14 protein-coding genes are annotated in these 15,670 nt (G+C 59.3%); 11 read left to right on the top strand and 3 right to left on the bottom strand.

The features are described from left to right. The first annotated feature begins 58 nt into the window (after positions 1-58). The 3 genes from H8S34_RS09535 to H8S34_RS09545 all read left to right on the top strand — a co-directional run bounded on the left by H8S34_RS09535 (position 59) and on the right by H8S34_RS09545 (position 4,316). Entirely contained in the window at positions 59-475 is a 417-nt protein-coding gene (locus H8S34_RS09535) for a hypothetical protein (RefSeq protein WP_101693107.1), read from the top strand. Further along, entirely contained in the window at positions 472-1,356 is an 885-nt protein-coding gene (locus tag H8S34_RS09540) for a DNA/RNA non-specific endonuclease (protein WP_101693106.1), read from the top strand. Before H8S34_RS09535 ends, H8S34_RS09540 begins: the two co-directional genes overlap by 4 nt. Before the next feature lie 173 nt (positions 1,357-1,529). Then, the gene (locus H8S34_RS09545; protein WP_186963825.1) at positions 1,530-4,316 is read left to right on the top strand and encodes an FAD-dependent oxidoreductase; all 2,787 of its coding nucleotides are present in this window, start codon (positions 1,530-1,532) and stop codon (positions 4,314-4,316) included. An 89-nt stretch (positions 4,317-4,405) separates the two neighbouring features. On the opposite strand, the gene H8S34_RS09550 is transcribed toward H8S34_RS09545, so the two are convergent. Further along, on the bottom strand, positions 4,406-5,032 hold the full coding sequence (locus H8S34_RS09550) for a Crp/Fnr family transcriptional regulator (RefSeq protein WP_101693104.1): 627 nt from the start codon (positions 5,030-5,032) through the stop codon (positions 4,406-4,408). Between the two features lie 113 nt (positions 5,033-5,145). On the opposite strand from H8S34_RS09550, the gene leuC reads away from it, so the two are divergent. The 8 genes from leuC (at position 5,146) to H8S34_RS09590 (ending at position 13,865) form a co-directional block, all read left to right on the top strand. After that, positions 5,146-6,405 carry a 3-isopropylmalate dehydratase large subunit gene (gene leuC / locus H8S34_RS09555; protein WP_101693103.1) on the top strand — a complete coding sequence of 420 codons (1,260 nt, stop codon included), beginning with the start codon at positions 5,146-5,148 and terminating at the stop codon, positions 6,403-6,405. Between the two features lie 32 nt (positions 6,406-6,437). Continuing rightward, a complete protein-coding gene (locus tag H8S34_RS09560; RefSeq protein WP_186963826.1) occupies positions 6,438-6,923 on the top strand; it encodes a 3-isopropylmalate dehydratase small subunit in 486 nt (161 codons plus the stop codon). A gap of 17 nt (positions 6,924-6,940) precedes the next feature. Beyond that, positions 6,941-8,023 carry a 3-isopropylmalate dehydrogenase gene (gene leuB, locus H8S34_RS09565; RefSeq protein WP_186963827.1) on the top strand — a complete coding sequence of 361 codons (1,083 nt, stop codon included), beginning with the start codon at positions 6,941-6,943 and terminating at the stop codon, positions 8,021-8,023. Between the two features lie 102 nt (positions 8,024-8,125). After that, complete coding sequence (locus tag H8S34_RS09570) at positions 8,126-8,914, top strand: type III pantothenate kinase (protein WP_186963828.1); 789 nt, start codon at positions 8,126-8,128, stop codon at positions 8,912-8,914. 231 nt (positions 8,915-9,145) lie between these two features. Then, positions 9,146-10,336, top strand: a complete 1,191-nt coding sequence (locus H8S34_RS09575) for a pyridoxal phosphate-dependent aminotransferase (protein ID WP_243207975.1) — start codon at positions 9,146-9,148, stop codon at positions 10,334-10,336. Positions 10,337-10,548: 212 nt separating this feature from the next. Beyond that, positions 10,549-11,256 carry an N-acetylmuramoyl-L-alanine amidase gene (locus H8S34_RS09580; RefSeq protein WP_186963908.1) on the top strand — a complete coding sequence of 236 codons (708 nt, stop codon included), beginning with the start codon at positions 10,549-10,551 and terminating at the stop codon, positions 11,254-11,256. A gap of 13 nt (positions 11,257-11,269) precedes the next feature. Continuing rightward, positions 11,270-12,649 carry a DNA repair protein RadA gene (gene radA / locus H8S34_RS09585; RefSeq protein ID WP_101693098.1) on the top strand — a complete coding sequence of 460 codons (1,380 nt, stop codon included), beginning with the start codon at positions 11,270-11,272 and terminating at the stop codon, positions 12,647-12,649. 268 nt (positions 12,650-12,917) lie between these two features. Beyond that, positions 12,918-13,865 carry a tyrosine recombinase XerC gene (locus H8S34_RS09590; protein ID WP_366485835.1) on the top strand — a complete coding sequence of 316 codons (948 nt, stop codon included), beginning with the start codon at positions 12,918-12,920 and terminating at the stop codon, positions 13,863-13,865. Between the two features lie 67 nt (positions 13,866-13,932). Here H8S34_RS09590 and H8S34_RS09595 read toward each other — a convergent pair whose 3' ends face one another. Together H8S34_RS09595 and fba are read right to left on the bottom strand one after the other, a co-directional pair. Beyond that, positions 13,933-14,436 carry an amidase domain-containing protein gene (locus H8S34_RS09595; protein WP_186963830.1) on the bottom strand — a complete coding sequence of 168 codons (504 nt, stop codon included), beginning with the start codon at positions 14,434-14,436 and terminating at the stop codon, positions 13,933-13,935. A gap of 118 nt (positions 14,437-14,554) precedes the next feature. Next, positions 14,555-15,520 carry a class II fructose-1,6-bisphosphate aldolase gene (fba, locus tag H8S34_RS09600; RefSeq protein ID WP_186963831.1) on the bottom strand — a complete coding sequence of 322 codons (966 nt, stop codon included), beginning with the start codon at positions 15,518-15,520 and terminating at the stop codon, positions 14,555-14,557. Positions 15,521-15,670: the final 150 nt, after the last annotated feature.

The raw sequence follows: 15,670 nt of genomic DNA on the forward strand, positions 1-15,670 counted from the left end.
GGGTGGACAAAGGGTGTTATAATCGGCACAAACCCTTTGGATGGGAGGCGGAAACGCGATGCATGTGATCGTTTGCCTGGATGACCGCGGTGGGATGCTCTTCCACCAGCGCCGTCAGAGCCGGGACCGGGCGGTCCAGAGCGATATCCTCCAGATGTGCCGGGGAGAGGTTCTATGGATGAACCGCTATTCTCAGGCCCTGTTTTCGGACGCGGAGGGAAATGCCATCCGGACGGCGGAGGATTTTCTGGAGCAGGCAGGAGCGGGCGAGTACTGCTTTGTGGAGACCTGTGCGTCCCTCCGGCCCTATGAGAAAAACATCGAGCATCTGATCCTGTATCGCTGGAACCGGCACTATCCCTCCGATGCCAGGCTCGATCTGGACCCGGCGGCCGAGGGCTGGCGGCAGATCGGCTGTACGGAATTTCCCGGCCACTCCCATGAACGGATTACGAAAGAGGTCTATACAAGATGAAACTGATCCACACGCTGTTCCTTCCAATCCTTCTGACCGGCAGCCTGCTTCTGAGCGGGTGTGAGACGGGCGGTCCGGCTGCCACGTCGGCCGGGTCCTTCCACCTGAGCGAAGTCCCGCCGTTTTCCGGCGAGCCCTATGTGGTCTTGAATGAGAACCAGCCTGATTTTCCCGAGGAGGACTTTACCACCAATTCCTTTGAGTCCTACGGCCCCCTGGACGAGCTGGGGCGCTGCACCACCGCCTATGCCAATATAGGGGTGGATCTGATGCCCACCGAAGAGCGGGGAAACATCGGACAGGTCAAGCCAACCGGGTGGCAGACCGTCAAATACGATATCGTGGACGGAAAGTACCTCTACAACCGGTGCCATCTGATCGGGTTCCAGCTCACGGGCGAAAACGCAAATGAGCAGAACCTCATCACCGGGACCCGGTATCTGAATGTAGAGGGGATGCTCCCCTTTGAAAATCTGGTGGCCGACTATGTGAAGGAGACCGAGCACCACGTGCTCTACCGGGTCACCCCCATCTATGAGGGGGACAATCTGGTGGCCAGCGGCGTACAAATGGAGGCCCAGTCGGTGGAAGATGACGAGGTCTGCTATAACGTCTATGTCTATAACTGTCAGCCCGGGATCGAGATCGACTATGCCACCGGGGAGAGCTGGCTGGCAGAGACGGCGGAAGAGCCGAGTCCCACCGAGAACACGGCTTCCGGGGAGGAGCGGTATGTACTCAACACCTCTTCCAAGAAGTTCCACAAGCCGGACTGCTCCGGTGTTCAGAGTATGAGCGAAGCAAACCGGCAGGACTATACGGGCGAGCGGGACGCCCTGTTGGAGCAGGGATACCAGCCCTGCGGGATCTGCAAGCCATAAAGATAGCACACAGCGGCCTGTTTTTCGGGCCGCTGTGTGTGTTTTTGTGGGGAGTGGACCATACTAAGACCATACAAATGGCAGGAGCAGAGGGGAAATAGCTTGCACTTTTTGGTATATATAGTACAATGAACATGACCCACGCAAAATATGGTGGAAAAGGGGTGCCTCAAATGGAAGCATTCGAGTTAAAGCCGGGACTGTATTTTACAGGCGCGATCGACCATGACCTCCGGGTATTTGACATCATTATGTACACGGAGTACGGAACGACCTATAATTCCTATGTCCTGAAGACCCAGCACCACACGGTCCTCTTTGAGACCGCAAAGGCCAAGTGTCTGGAGAGCTGGCTCAAGAAGGTGGGGGAGATCACTCCCATTGAAGAGGTGGACTATCTGGTGGTCAGCCATACGGAGCCCGACCACAGCGGAAGTATCGAGCGGCTGCTGGAGCTCAATCCCCGCCTGAAGATCGTGGGGACAGGCTGTGCGCTGCAATTTCTCCGGGAGATCGTAAACCGTGATTTTTATTCCATTCCCATCAAAGACGGGCAGTCGCTGACGGTGGATGACAAGACGCTGGAATTTATCGTGGTGCCCAACCTCCACTGGCCGGATACCATGTATACCTATATCCCCCAGGATCGGGTCCTTGTCACCTGCGATTCCTTCGGCTCCCACTATGCCATGGACGGTGTGCTCCTCAGCTCGGTCACCGACCGGGAGGGCTACCGCCGGGCCGCGAAGTACTACTTTGACTGTATCATCGGCCCCTACAAGTCTTTTATGCGCAAGGCGCTCCAGCGAGTCAAGCCCCTTGCGGTGGACATGATCTGTCCGGGACACGGGCCGGTTCTGGATCAGGACATCGACTGGATGTTCCAGACCTATGAGGAGTGGTCTGCCGTCCGGAATCCCAACCCCAGACCGACGGTCATCATCCCCTATGTGAGCGCCTACGGCTATACCGGCATGTTGGCCCAGGCCATTGCGGAGGGCATCCAGGCAAGCGGTGCGGTGGATGTGCGCCTCTATGATATGGTAAAGGCAGATCCCGCTCAGGTGAGGGAGGAGCTGCTCTATGCAGACGGAATCCTCTTTGGCACGCCCACCATTGTGGGGGAGGCCCTGCGGCCCATCTGGGATCTGACCAGCGGCATGTTCGCGGCCACCCATGGCGGAAAGCTGGCCAGTGCCTTTGGAAGCTACGGCTGGAGCGGCGAGGGCGTGCCCCACATCATGGAGCGTCTGAAGCAGCTGAAGCTGAAAACGGTGGAGGGCTTCCGGGTCCGCTTCAAGCCCAGCGAGCCGGAGCTGGAGCAGGCCAGAGAATTTGGCGTGCGCTTTGGTGAGACGCTGCTGAAGCAGGCGGACGATGTGCCGCGGGCACCGGCGCGGAAGGTAAAGTGCGCCGTCTGCGGCGCGGTCTTTGACGAGGGGACGGAGGTCTGCCCGGTCTGTAAGGTGGGCAAAGAGCATTTTGTCCCCCAGGCCGGGGAGACCGCGGATCAGGAGAAGACGGAAAAGGTGCGCTGCAAGATCTGCGGGGCCGTTTTCGACGGAGACAAGGAGAAGTGTCCGGTCTGCGGCGTGGGGCCGGAATACTATGTCCCGGTCCGGGAGACCAAGCAGAAGGAGGAGAAGAAGCGGGGCCGCAAGCTGGTGAAATGTCTGGTCTGCGGCGAGATCTTTGACGCCTCCCTGGATACCTGCCCGGTGTGCGGCGTGGGCCGGGAGAAGTTTGTGGAGGTAGAGCTGGACGAGGTCACCTTCCGCAACGACACCCAGAACACCTATGTGATCCTGGGCAACGGCTGCGCGGGCGTCAACGCCGCGGAGGCCATCCGGGAGCGGGACAAGACCGGGCGCATCCTGCTCCTGTCCGACGAGGGACCGTCCTACCAGAGACCCATGCTGACCAAGGCCATGCTCTCCGGCCTGAGCGAGGAGCAGATCGCCCTCCATCCCGCCGGATGGTATGAGGCCCAGCAGATCGTGCCCATCCTGCACCGCAAGGTCCTCTCGGTGGACACGAAGGGCAAGGAGGTCACCCTGGACGGGGATTACCGCCTGCCCTACACGAAGCTGATTTTTGCCCTGGGCAGCGAGAGCTTCATTCCGCCTATCCCCGGCCATGAGCAGGCTGGCGTGGTGGCCATCCGGCGCATCTCCGACGTGGAGAAGATCCAGGCCATGGGGAACCAGCTCCGCCGGGCCGTGGTGATTGGCGGCGGCGTGCTGGGCCTGGAGGCTGCCTGGGAGCTGCGCAAGGCAAAATGCGAGGTGACGGTCCTGGAGCTGGCCCCCCAGATCATGGCCCGCCAGCTGGATGACCAGGCCGCCGAGCTTCTGCTGAAGCAGTGCGGCGGACAGGGCGTGCGCGTAGAGACCGGCGTCAAGATCGCGGCCATCGAAGGGGATGGAGCGGTCAGCGGCGTGCGTCTGGAGAACGGGGAAGTCATCCCCGCGGACCTGGTGGTCATCTCCTGCGGCGTGCGTGCCAATACCGCCATTGCGCAGGAGGCCGGGATCACGGTGGACCGGGCCATCGTGGTCAACGAGTCCATGGAGACCAATGTGCCCGGCGTCTATGCCTGCGGAGACTGCGCGCAGTTCCAGGGCGTCAACTACGCCCTGTGGCCCGAAGCCCAGGCCCAGGGCAAGGTGGCGGGCGCCTGTGCCACCGGAGATCTGGTGACCTATCAGCCCATCACACCGGTGCTGGCCTTCCATGGCATGGGAACGGAGCTCTTTTCCCTGGGAGACCCGGGCAAGACACCGGGTATATCCTATAAGACCGTGGAGATCCGCCAGGACACCCAGGGACATCTGGAGCGCTATTACTTTGCCAACGGCGCGCTGTGCGGCGTGATCCTGCTGGGAGATCTGTCCCGCATGGGCGAGATGATGCAGGCCATCGAGGAGAAGCGGACCTTTGCTGAGGTCTTTCCCAGCTGAGTGACCGGATAACCGAATCAACCGATGAAAAAGACGCAGGTGAGGAGAGCATCCATCACCTGCGTCTTTCTTACGCCTTTCTTATCTTATCAGTGCGCTTCCTGGGAGCCGCGCTCCACCAGTTGTTCCAATGCCCGCCGGCGGAGGATCTGAACGGTGCGGTACCCGGTTTTGATCCAGCCCAGGCGGACAAATTCCCCCAGGACCCGGCTGACCGTCACCCGGCTGACCCCCACCGACGCGCCGATCTCCTCATGGGTACAGAGGATCTCCCCGCGGTCGGAAGCGGCGGAGAGGGAGAGCAGATGCCGTGCGATCCGCTGGTCCGCCTGGAGAAAGGTGCTGTCCACATGGACGGAGAGGAGCCGGACCGTCCGTGCCAGATACTCCAGCATGGGGATGGCAAGGTCCGGATGCTTTTCAAAGACCTGCTGAAGGTGTGCCCGGTCCACGACGACCAGGGAGCAGGGGGTGACCGCCACCGCAGAGGAGACCCGGGGCTGACGGTCGAAGAACGAGGCCTCTCCGATCAGCTCGCCGCCATAGTGAAAGGTCAGGATCCGCTCCTCTCCCGATTCTGCGCTCAGGAAGCATTTTACGGTCCCGTCCATGATGTAGTAAAATTGGGACGCTTCGGTCCCCTGTAAATAAATGAGTTGCCCCGGAGCGTAGAGCTGAGGCTTTTTGCCCTCGGCAAGAGGCGCCCATACATCCATATGCGAAGTCCTCCGATGTACTGTATTGTTTTAATTGTATCACAGTTTACATTCTTTCCGCAAGAAACCTGTCATAATAAAAAGCACAAAACCATACACAGGAGGAATGGATCATGGGAATGACAATGACCCAAAAAATCTTGGCAAAGCATGCCGGCGTATCCGCAGTGGAGGCCGGACAGCTGATTGAGGGGAAGCTGGATCTGGTCCTGGGAAACGATATCACGACCCCTGTGGCGATTACGGAATTTGAAAAGGCCGGCCTGACGCAGGTCTTTGATCGGGATAAGATCGCGATTGTTCTGGATCACTCCACCCCCTGCAAGGACATCAAGTCCGCGCAGCTGTGCGCCCAGGCGCGCTCCTTTGCGCAGCGTTTCCAGATCACCCACTTCTATGACGTGGGCCAGATGGGCGTGGAGCATGCCCTTCTGCCGGAAAAGGGCCTGGTCGCCCCCGGTGAGGTGGTGATCGGCGCCGACTCTCACACCTGTACCTACGGCGCGCTGGGCGCGTTTTCCACTGGTGTGGGCTCTACCGATATGGCGGCCGGAATGGCCACGGGCCTTGCCTGGTTCAAGGTGCCCTCCGCCATCAAGGTGACCCTGCACGGCTCCTTCCGCCCCTATGTGTCGGGCAAGGACCTGATCCTGCACCTGATCGGCATGATCGGGGTGGACGGCGCCCTTTACCGCTCGCTGGAGTTTACCGGCGACGGAGTGGCCGCCCTCTCCATGGATGACCGCTTCACCATTTCCAACATGGCCATTGAGGCCGGCGCGAAGAACGGCATCTTCCCCGTGGACGACACCACCCGAGCCTATCTCCAGGGCCGGGTCAGCCGGGAGTGGGAGGCCTTTGAGGCCGACCCGGACGCGGTGTACGAGCGGGAGATCGAGATCGATCTCAACACCCTCCAGCCCACGGTGGCGCTGCCCCACCTGCCCTCCAACACCCGCAGCGTGGACGAAGTGGCCGGAACTCCCATCCAGCAGGTCGTCATCGGCTCCTGCACCAACGGCCGTCTGGAGGACATGCGCAAGGCGGCTGAGGTCCTGAAGGGACGCAAGGTCCACGACGGCGTGCGCTGCATCGTGTTCCCGGCCACCCAGCAGATCATGCTGGACGCCATGGCCGAGGGCCTGATCCAGATCTTCATCGAGGCGGGATGTGCTGTCTCCACGCCCACCTGCGGTCCCTGCCTGGGCGGACACATGGGCGTGCTCTCCGACGGCGAGCGGGCCATTTCCACCACCAACCGCAATTTCGTGGGCCGCATGGGACCGGTGAGCTCGGAGATCATCCTGGCCAGCCCGGCGGTGGCCGCGGCCTCCGCGGTGGCGGGCTGTGTGGCAAATCCCCAGACGCTGTAAGCGCCGATACTGGAACAGAAAGGAAGTCAACCATGAAGGTCTTTAAATATGGCGACAACGTGGATACCGACGTGATCATTCCGGCCCGCCATCTGAACAATCCCGATCCCAAAGCCCTGGCCTCCCACTGTATGGAGGATATCGACGCGGACTTTGCCAAGACCGTGCAGCCGGGCGACATCATCGTGGGCGGTGCCAACTTCGGCTGCGGTTCTTCCCGGGAGCATGCGCCCCTCTCCATCAAGGCGTGCGGCGTGAAGTGCGTCATCGCGGCCTCTTTTGCGCGGATCTTCTACCGCAACTCTATCAACATCGGGTTCCCCATCATGGAGTGCCCGGAGGCTGCGGCCGAGATCCAGGCCGGCGATCAGGTCAAGGTGGACTTTGCCACCGGAAAGATCGTGGACGAGACCACGGGGAAGGAGTACCAGGCCGCGCCCTTCCCGGCCTTTGTCAGCGAGATCATTGACAACGGCGGCCTGCTCCGCTCCCTGAAGGTGCGCGGAGTGGCCAAATAAGAGGGGAGGACACAACAATGGACTTTAAGATCGCACTGATCCGCGGAGACGGCATCGGCCCCGAAGTGGTGGGCGAGGCTGTCAAGGTTCTGGATGCCGTGGGCGAGCGGTTCGGACATACCTTTACCTATACGGACGTCCTCCTGGGCGGCTGCGCCACCGATGCGGTGGGGAAGAGCTACCCGGACGGAACGGCGGAGAAATGCAAGGCCTGCGACGCAGTCCTTCTGGGCGCGGTGGGCGGACCCAAGTGGGGCTCGGACCGCCCGGCGGAGGAGCGGCCGGAGACTGCCCTGCTGGCCATTCGCCGGGACCTGGGGCTGTATGCCAACCTGCGTCCCGCGGCCCTGCGTCCGGCCATGGCGGACGCCTGCCCCCTGAAGAAGGAGACGGCGGAGCAAGGGATCGACCTGCTCATGGTCCGTGAGCTGACCGGCGGCATCTACTTCGGACAGCGGGAGAAGTACCAGACCGAGGACCGGGGGATGGAGTGCGCCGACCGCATGGCCTACTCCGAGATGGAGATCGAGCGCATCGGCCGCCGTGCCTTTGAGCTGGCCCGCCTGCGCCGGAAGAAGGTCTCCAGCGTGGACAAGGCCAATGTGCTGGAGACCTCCCGCCTGTGGCGCTCTGTGATGCACCGTCTGGCGGAGGAGTACCCGGATGTGGCCTATGAGGACGTCCTGGTCGACAACTGCGCTATGCAGCTGGTCCGTGCGCCGGGGCAGTTCGACGTGGTGGTGACCGAGAATATGTTCGGCGACATCCTCTCCGACGAGGCCAGCATGGTGACCGGCTCCATCGGGCTGTTGCCCTCGGCCTCCATCGGCGACAGCGCCCCCGGTCTCTATGAGCCCATCCACGGCTCTGCCCCGGACATCGCGGGCCAGGACAAGGCCAATCCCATCGCCACCATCCTGTCCGTGGCCATGATGATGCGCTACTCCTTCCACCTGGAGGCGGAGGCCAGCGCCATTGAGGCCGCTGTGGACGGCGTGCTGGCCGACGGCTGGCGGACCGCCGACATCGCAGAGGCCGGTGTCACCCCCATCGGTACCAAGCAGATGGGCGATCTGATCTGCCAGAAGCTGCGGGCATAAAAAAGTACGGGCGAAAAATCCGTTCGCAAAAGAGGCCCATGCTTGTCAGAAAAACAAAAGTCTGTTACAATCGACATGGAATACGAAAGGGAAGTGACAGGCTTGGTTTTAACGATCGACGTGGGCAATTCCAATACCACAATTGGGCTGTTCCGGCAGGATGGGACGCTGGTATTTTGTTCCGTCCTGCCGACCTATAAGAGCGCGACTCAGGACCAGTGGGCCATCCAGCTTCTGGACGTCTTTCGGCTCCACGGGGCCAGTGTGGCGGACACCAGCGGAATCATGATCTCCAGCGTGGTGCCGCCCGTCACGGCGGCCATCTGCGGCGCGGCAGAGTTCGTGGCAGGGAAGAAACCTATGGTCATGGGACCGGGGGTCAAGACGGGACTGAATATCAAGTCCGACCTCCATGCACAGCTGGGAAGCGACATTGTCGCCTTCTCGGTGGCCGCCATCGCGCGCTATCCCTCACCCCTGATCGTCATTGATATGGGAACGGCCATCACCATGTCTCTTTTGCAGGGGAACAGCTATGAGGGCTGCATCATTATGCCCGGTGTTCGGGTGGCAGTGGAGGCCCTGTCCCAGGCGGCGGCCGAGCTGCCCCACATCTCCATCGAGGCGCCCGAGAGTCTGCTGGGGCACAATACCGTCAACGCTATGCGCTCCGGCGTGGTCTACGGAAATGCCAGCATGATCGACGGCATGATCGATCGGATCGAGGCGGACAGCGGTATGTCCATTGCCTCCATCATCGCGACGGGAACCGCTGTGCCGGATATTTTGAAGCATTGCAGGCATTCCATCGTCTATAATGCAGATTTGCTTCTGGATGGACTCTTTCTCATCTACCAGAAAAATCAGGCGCTCCGGCACCGGCGTATGTGAAGGAATTCCGTATCGGCCGGGCAGAAATGACAGAAAACATGCAGAAACGGGGAAGGGCTTCCGGTTCTTTTGGAAAAAGGAACAAGAGGCCCTTCTTTTCTGCCCTGTAATCTGCAGGAAGCGATCGGTAAAATCAAATTTTGAAAGTTTTGAAAATCGTACTTGCATTTTTGAGGGAAGGAACATATAATAACATACAGAACGGAATTTTGGAGTTGGAGGAGATCCACATTGAAAGAGCTATCCCGAATTGCAGAGTCTGTCCAGGCTTCCACCACCATGGCCATCGATTCCCTGTTTAAGCAGATGAAGGCGGACGGCATTGATGTCATTGGCTTTGGTGCGGGCGAGCCGGATTTTAATACGCCGGACGAGATCAAGGCGGCGGGCATTCAGGCCATTGAGCAGAATGTGACCCGCTATACGCCTGCGGCCGGTACCGTGGAGCTGCGCCAGGCGGTCTGTGACCGCATCGCGGCCGACTGTGGCGTGCAGTATAAGCCCAACCAGGTGGTGGCGACCAGCGGCGCCAAGCATGCGGTCTATCTGGCGCTGCGCGCACTGGTCAACCCCGGCGATGAGGTCATCCTGCCCGCGCCTTACTGGGTCAGCTACATCGAGCTCATTCGGATGGTGGGCGGCGTGCCCGTGGTGGTGACGGCCACCGAGGCGGAGCACTTCAAACTGAGCAAGGAAAAGCTGGCCGCTGCCATCACACCCAAGACCAAGGCCCTGATTCTGAATAACCCCTCCAATCCCACCGGTATGGCGTACAGCAGGGAGGAGCTGGAGGACATTGCCCAGGTCTGCGTTGCCAATGACGTGTATGTGATCAGCGATGAGATCTACTATGGCCTGCTCTATGACGGACGGAAGTTCACCAGCTTCGCCAGCCTGAGCCCCGAAGCCAAGGAGCTGACCATCCTCATCAACGGTGTGTCCAAGTCCTATGCCATGACTGGCTGGAGAATCGGCTATGCCTGTGCCAATGACCGGATCGTCAAGGTGATGGCAAACTACGTCAGCCACTCCACGGGCTCTCCCGTGGCCATCTCCCAGAAGGCGGCGGCGGTGGCGCTGTCCGGCCCCCAGGAGAAGATCGAGGAGATGCGCAAGGCCTTTGAGGAGCGGCGCAACTATCTGGTGGAGCGGATGAACCGCATTCCCGGGGTCAGCTGCCTGTGCCCGGAGGGCGCCTTCTATGTGATGATGAACCTGGAGCAGCTGATCGGTAAGACCATCCAGGGCGTAGAGATCACCGATGACGACGTATTCGCCGACGCCTTCCTGAAAAAGGGTCTGGTGGCGGTGGTGCCCGGCGCCGGATTCGGCGCCAAGAACTTCGTGCGGTGGTCCTATGCCACCTCCATGGACAACATCCGGGAGGGCCTGGATCGTCTGGAGCGGTTCCTGGCAGAATAACTCAATTTACGTAATTCTACCTTATAATATAATAAGGAGAGCGCCTGGAACACAGAGAGATCTGTGCGCCGGGCGCTCTTTTTTGGGCAAAGAGGACAGCGCGTTCTGGGGAACAATTGCCTGCATGGAACATATGTGTTATAATCTACTTCACATAGTGGCCCTTCAGGTTGCATAAGATGGGACGGCAGGGGAGGGAGACTATGGATTGGATGAACTACATACGGAAAAAGCGGTGGACCGGGATTGCGCTGCTCTTGCTTTTGGCGGTGGCATTGCTTCCGAATCGCTCGGAACGGGTTCCAACTTTTGCGCCGGCCTCCGGGGACCCATCGGAGCTTCTGATCATCGACGCGGGACACGGTGGGGAGGATGGGGGAGCGGTCTCCCTCACCGGCACGCCGGAGAGTGGGATCAATCTGGCCATCGCATGCAATATGGAGGATATTCTGGCCTTCTGCGGGCAGCCGCCGCTGCTGCTGCGCCGTGATGACCGCTCGCTCCATGACAGCTCGGCCCAGAGCCTGCGGGAGAAAAAACGCTCTGATCTCCACAACCGTGTGGCGCAGATCGAGCAGTTTCCGGAGGCCACGCTCATGAGCATCCACCAGAATTCCTTTCCCAACGGGGCCTACCATGGCGCGCAGGTGTTCTATGCTAACGAGAGTCTGAGTCTGCCCTTTGCGGAACGGACGCAGACTCTGCTGCGGGAGACTCTGGATCCGTCCAATCAGCGGGCCGCCAAGCCCATTTCCAAAGATGTCTATCTCATGAATCATATTTCCTGCCGGGCCATTTTGGTGGAATGCGGCTTTCTGACCAATCCGGAGGAGGAGGCAAAGCTCCGCAGCAGCGTGTACCAGTGTCAGCTGGCCGTGGTGCTGTCGGGAGCCTGGCTCCAGGAACTGACGCAAATGTGAGGAGCTTATACAGATGAAAGCAAAGGTCCAATTTTATTGTACAGAGTGCGGAAACGAGCTGCCCAAATGGGCGGGGCAGTGCCCGGCCTGTCACGCATGGAACACCATCACCGAGCGGCCCGCCGAGAGCAAGCGAAAGGCCGCCGGCAGCAGCATGAGCGTATCCATGCGGGAGAGCGGACGCACGTCGCTCCGCCTGCCTAAGCAGATGAAGGAGATCGAGGCCACCCACGAGCTGCGCTTTGAAACAGGGATGAGCGAGCTGGACCGGGTGCTGGGCGGGGGAGCGGTCAAGGGATCCCTGGTCCTGGTGGGGGGTGCGCCGGGCATCGGCAAATCCACCCTCATGCTCCAGATCTGTGACCATCTCTGCCGCTTTTCCAAGGTGCTCTATGTCTCCGGGGAGGAGTCGGAGCGCCAGATCAAGCTGCGGGCGGAGCGCCTTCAGATCCACAGCGATGGACTTTATCTGCTCTCCGAGACCAATCTGGAGGAGGTAGTGGAGGCGGTAAACTCCTTGAATCCGGATATTCTGATCATCGACTCCATCCAGACCCTCTACAATGGAGATCTCTCCACCGCACCGGGAAGCGTCGGGCAGGTGAAGGAGTGCACCATGACCCTGATGCAGCTGGCAAAGGGGAGTGGTGTGACCATTTTCGTCATTGGACACGTGAACAAAGAGGGCTCCATCGCAGGTCCGAAAGTGCTGGAGCACATGGTGGACTGTGTGCTGTATTTCGAAGGAGAGCAGCAGATGGCCTACCGCATCCTGCGGGCCGCGAAAAACCGGTTTGGCGCCACCAATGAGATCGGGGTCTTTGAGATGGCCGACCACGGATTGTCAGAAGTTCCCAATCCATCCGAGATGCTGCTGGACGGGCGCCCACAGGATACGCCGGGCACCTGTGTGACCTGTGTGATGGAGGGCGTGCGTCCGGTGCTGGCCGAGGTGCAGGCCTTGCTGGCGCCCACCAGCTTCAACGTGCCGCGCCGCACCTCCAACGGCTTTGATTTCAACCGGGCTGTGCTGCTGCTGGCCGTGCTGGAAAAACGGGGCGGGCTGATGGTCAGCACCTGCGACGCCTATATCAACGTGATCGGCGGCCTGAGTCTGGAGGAGCCCGCCGCAGATCTGGCCATGATCATGGCGCTGGCGTCGAGTTTTCGGGATAAGCCCATTCCAAACGATCTGGCGGCCATTGGAGAGGTCGGACTGACAGGTGAATTGCGTTCGGTCAGTGCACTGGGCCAGCGATTGAGCGAAGTGCGCCGGATGGGCTTTACCAAGTGCCTGATCCCGGCGCGCAGCAGCGGCACGCTGTCGGTCCCGGATGGCTTGCAGCTGATCCGCGTCAAAAACATCCGGGAGGCGCTGGCTGCCATCCTGTAAGAGAAAAACAGACGTACAACACGAACTTTGCACATAGATAGATGTACAACGCGAAACCAACGATATGAAACCCGAGAAAGGAGGACAGAATGGCGTTCGGGGAAGTGCCGATGGGCCCCTATTTAAAACTCAACAAAATAAAAATTTTGTTGAGTTGAGTGGAGGGTTTTCCGGCTCTTCTCCGGTTTTGGGCCGATTTGGGCCCTGAAACCCCATTCGACGCACCTTGGACTACCGTACCGAAGCTCCGAAATTAATCCGTGATTTTTTGACGTATCATCGTACCATTCAGGGTCACTCTTTAAAAACAATCGATGAATATTATCTGGACCTGCGCACCTTTTTCCGCTTCATGAAGCTGCAAAAAAAATGTGTGCCGGCCCAGACTCCCATGGATGAGATTTCGGTTTCCGATGTGGATCTCGCATTGGCGCGCAGCGTCACGCTGGCCGACGTCTATGCGTTCATGGATTACCTGGACCGGGATCGCAGCCTGAGTGCACCCACCCGTGCGCGGAAAGTTGCCACCATCCGCTCCTTTTATAAGTATCTGACCAGCAAGGCGAAATTGATCGAAGAAAATCCCATGAATGATCTGGATGCCCCGCGGCTGAAAAAAACGCTGCCCCGGTATCTGGACCTCCAGCAGTGCATCCAATTGCTGGAACACGTGGACGAGCCCAATCAGGCCCGGGATTACTGCATCCTGACCCTCTTTTTGAACTGCGGCATGCGGATCTCCGAGTTAGTCGCCCTGAATCTGACCGATGTGCGGGACAACCAGATCCGCGTACTTGGCAAGGGCAACAAAGAACGGGTGCTCTTTTTGAACGACGCCTGCCGGCAGGCGCTGGATGACTGGCTGGAGGAACGCAGCCACTGTGCCTCGGCCGATCCGGACGCCCTGTTCATCACCCGAAAGCATACCCGCATGACCAAGGACGCGGTCCACTATATGGTCAAACAGCGTCTGAAAAAGGCCGGCCTAGACAGTACGCTCTACTCCAGCCACAAGCTGCGGCACACCGCGGCCACCCTGATGCTGCAAAATGGCGTGGATGTGCGTACCTTGCAGGAAGTCCTGGGGCACGACAACCTGAACACCACCCAGATCTATACTCACGTGGACAATGAAAATCTGAGGACCGCCGCAAAGGCCAATCCTCTGGGCCAGATCCGGAGAAAAAAAGCGGACTCCTCTTCGGAAGAGGAATGAGTTTTTGGGGACCTCTCCCCCCTGCCCTCCCCCCTGCCCTCATCCCTGTTTTAGCCTGATTTTGGGATTAAATGAGGGATCTTACCCCTAATATGTGAATAAAGCGCACTTTTTCGTAAGAATAGGAGCGGAGCGGCCGGTAATCGGAATCCATGGAATGGGTGGCCACCAGGATATTCTGCGGGTTCGGACGCCTTCCCACGGCCACCACAATGGAAGTGTGACTGAAGCGGCCATATCCGAGATCCAATTGGACAAAATCGCCCGGTTTGATGTCCGCCATGGGGGCTTCTCTGCCGAAGGGGCCCTCATTCTCCTCTTCCCGCACCAAAAAATTCCGAAAATACTCCACGCCGCTCCATGCAGGCGCTTTATCGTTGGCATTGCGGTAATACCACCCGAACGTGGGCGTAAAATTCATGACGCCCGACCCGGCATAGAGGCATTGCGAGGCAAAATTGGTGCAGTCCCCTCCGATGTCCTGGTAGTCGTAGTAACGCGGGTTCCGGCGATAGGCCCACTGGTGCGCATAGGTCACGGCACGGACGCGATCGTATGGAAATGTCAGCATACAGCACTCCCCTTTCCAAAGCATTGTATGCCCGATTCCTCCGGATTGCGCCTGCGGAGAGCAAAAAAATGCGATGTGTTCGAAAGGAACACATCGCATTTTTCAAGACTTGGATCGATTACGCCTTTCCGTCGCAGCCCAGGACGTTGATCAGCTTATGCTTGACCAGCTCCTTGATGTTGGCGCGGGCGGGCTTGAGGTACTCGCGGGGGTCGAACTTCTCAGGATGCTCGTTGAAGAACTGACGGATGGTACCGGTCATGGCCAGGCGCAGATCGGAGTCAATGTTGATCTTACAAACGGCGCCGCGGGCGGCCTGACGGAGCTGCTCCTCGGGGATGCCGACAGCGTCGGGCATCTTGCCGCCGTTCTCGTTGATCATCCGCACAAACTCCTGGGGCACGGAGGAAGAACCGTGGAGCACGATGGGGAAGCCGGGCAGACGCTTGACGATCTCGTCCAGGATGTCGAAGCGCAGCGGAGGGGGAACCAGCTCGCCCTTCTCATTGCGGGTGCACTGAGCGGCGGTGAACTTGTAAGCGCCGTGGCTGGTGCCGATGGCGATGGCCAGAGAGTCACAGCCGGTCTTGGAGACGAATTCCTCGACCTCCTCGGGACGGGTGTAGTGGGAATCCTCGGCGGAGACGTTGACCTCATCCTCTACGCCGGCCAGAGCGCCCAGCTCAGCCTCGACGACAACGCCGTGGTCATGGGCATACTCGACGACCTTGCGGGTGATCTCAATGTTTTCAGCAAAAGGCTTGGAGCTGGCGTCGATCATGACGGAGGTAAAGCCGCCGTCGATGCAGGACTTACACAGCTCGAAGGAATCGCCGTGGTCCAGATGCAGGCAGATGGGCAGACCGGTCTCCTCAATAGCGGCCTCCACCAGCTTGATCAGGTAGGTGTGGTTGGCATAGGCGCGGGCGCCCTTGGAAACCTGAAGGATCAGGGGAGCATTGACTTCCTTGGCCGCCTCAGTGATGCCCTGAACGATCTCCATGTTGTTGACATTGAATGCACCAATGGCATATCCGCCGTCATAGGCCTTTTTGAACATTTCAGTAGTGGTAACGAGAGGCATAAGGCTCATCTCCTTTTTTAAATTACAAGTAGATTTTATCATTAGACATTGATAATTACAAGAGGGCATGATATAATAATGCGAAATTTAGATTTGAGTACATAAATATCTAAATTTCTCAGTTAAGAAAGGAAAAAACTGCACAAAAAC

Source organism: Pseudoflavonifractor hominis (assembly GCF_014288125.1).
Lineage (GTDB): Bacteria > Bacillota > Clostridia > Oscillospirales > Oscillospiraceae > Pseudoflavonifractor_A > Pseudoflavonifractor_A gallinarum.

Excerpts from the sequence above, each read along its gene's own strand:
- leuC (WP_101693103.1), top strand. The coding sequence starts at position 5,146 with ATGGGAATGACAATGACCCAAAAAATCTTGGCAAAGCATGCCGGCGTA.
- radA (WP_101693098.1), top strand. The coding sequence starts at position 11,270 with ATGAAAGCAAAGGTCCAATTTTATTGTACAGAGTGCGGAAACGAGCTG.
- H8S34_RS09540 (WP_101693106.1), top strand. The coding sequence starts at position 472 with ATGAAACTGATCCACACGCTGTTCCTTCCAATCCTTCTGACCGGCAGC.
- H8S34_RS09550 (WP_101693104.1), bottom strand. The coding sequence starts at position 5,032 with ATGGATGTATGGGCGCCTCTTGCCGAGGGCAAAAAGCCTCAGCTCTAC.
- H8S34_RS09595 (WP_186963830.1), bottom strand. The coding sequence starts at position 14,436 with ATGCTGACATTTCCATACGATCGCGTCCGTGCCGTGACCTATGCGCAC.
- H8S34_RS09545 (WP_186963825.1), top strand. The coding sequence starts at position 1,530 with ATGGAAGCATTCGAGTTAAAGCCGGGACTGTATTTTACAGGCGCGATC.
- leuB (WP_186963827.1), top strand. The coding sequence starts at position 6,941 with ATGGACTTTAAGATCGCACTGATCCGCGGAGACGGCATCGGCCCCGAA.
- fba (WP_186963831.1), bottom strand. The coding sequence starts at position 15,520 with ATGCCTCTCGTTACCACTACTGAAATGTTCAAAAAGGCCTATGACGGC.
- H8S34_RS09560 (WP_186963826.1), top strand. The coding sequence starts at position 6,438 with ATGAAGGTCTTTAAATATGGCGACAACGTGGATACCGACGTGATCATT.
- H8S34_RS09580 (WP_186963908.1), top strand. The coding sequence starts at position 10,549 with ATGAACTACATACGGAAAAAGCGGTGGACCGGGATTGCGCTGCTCTTG.
- H8S34_RS09535 (WP_101693107.1), top strand. The coding sequence starts at position 59 with ATGCATGTGATCGTTTGCCTGGATGACCGCGGTGGGATGCTCTTCCAC.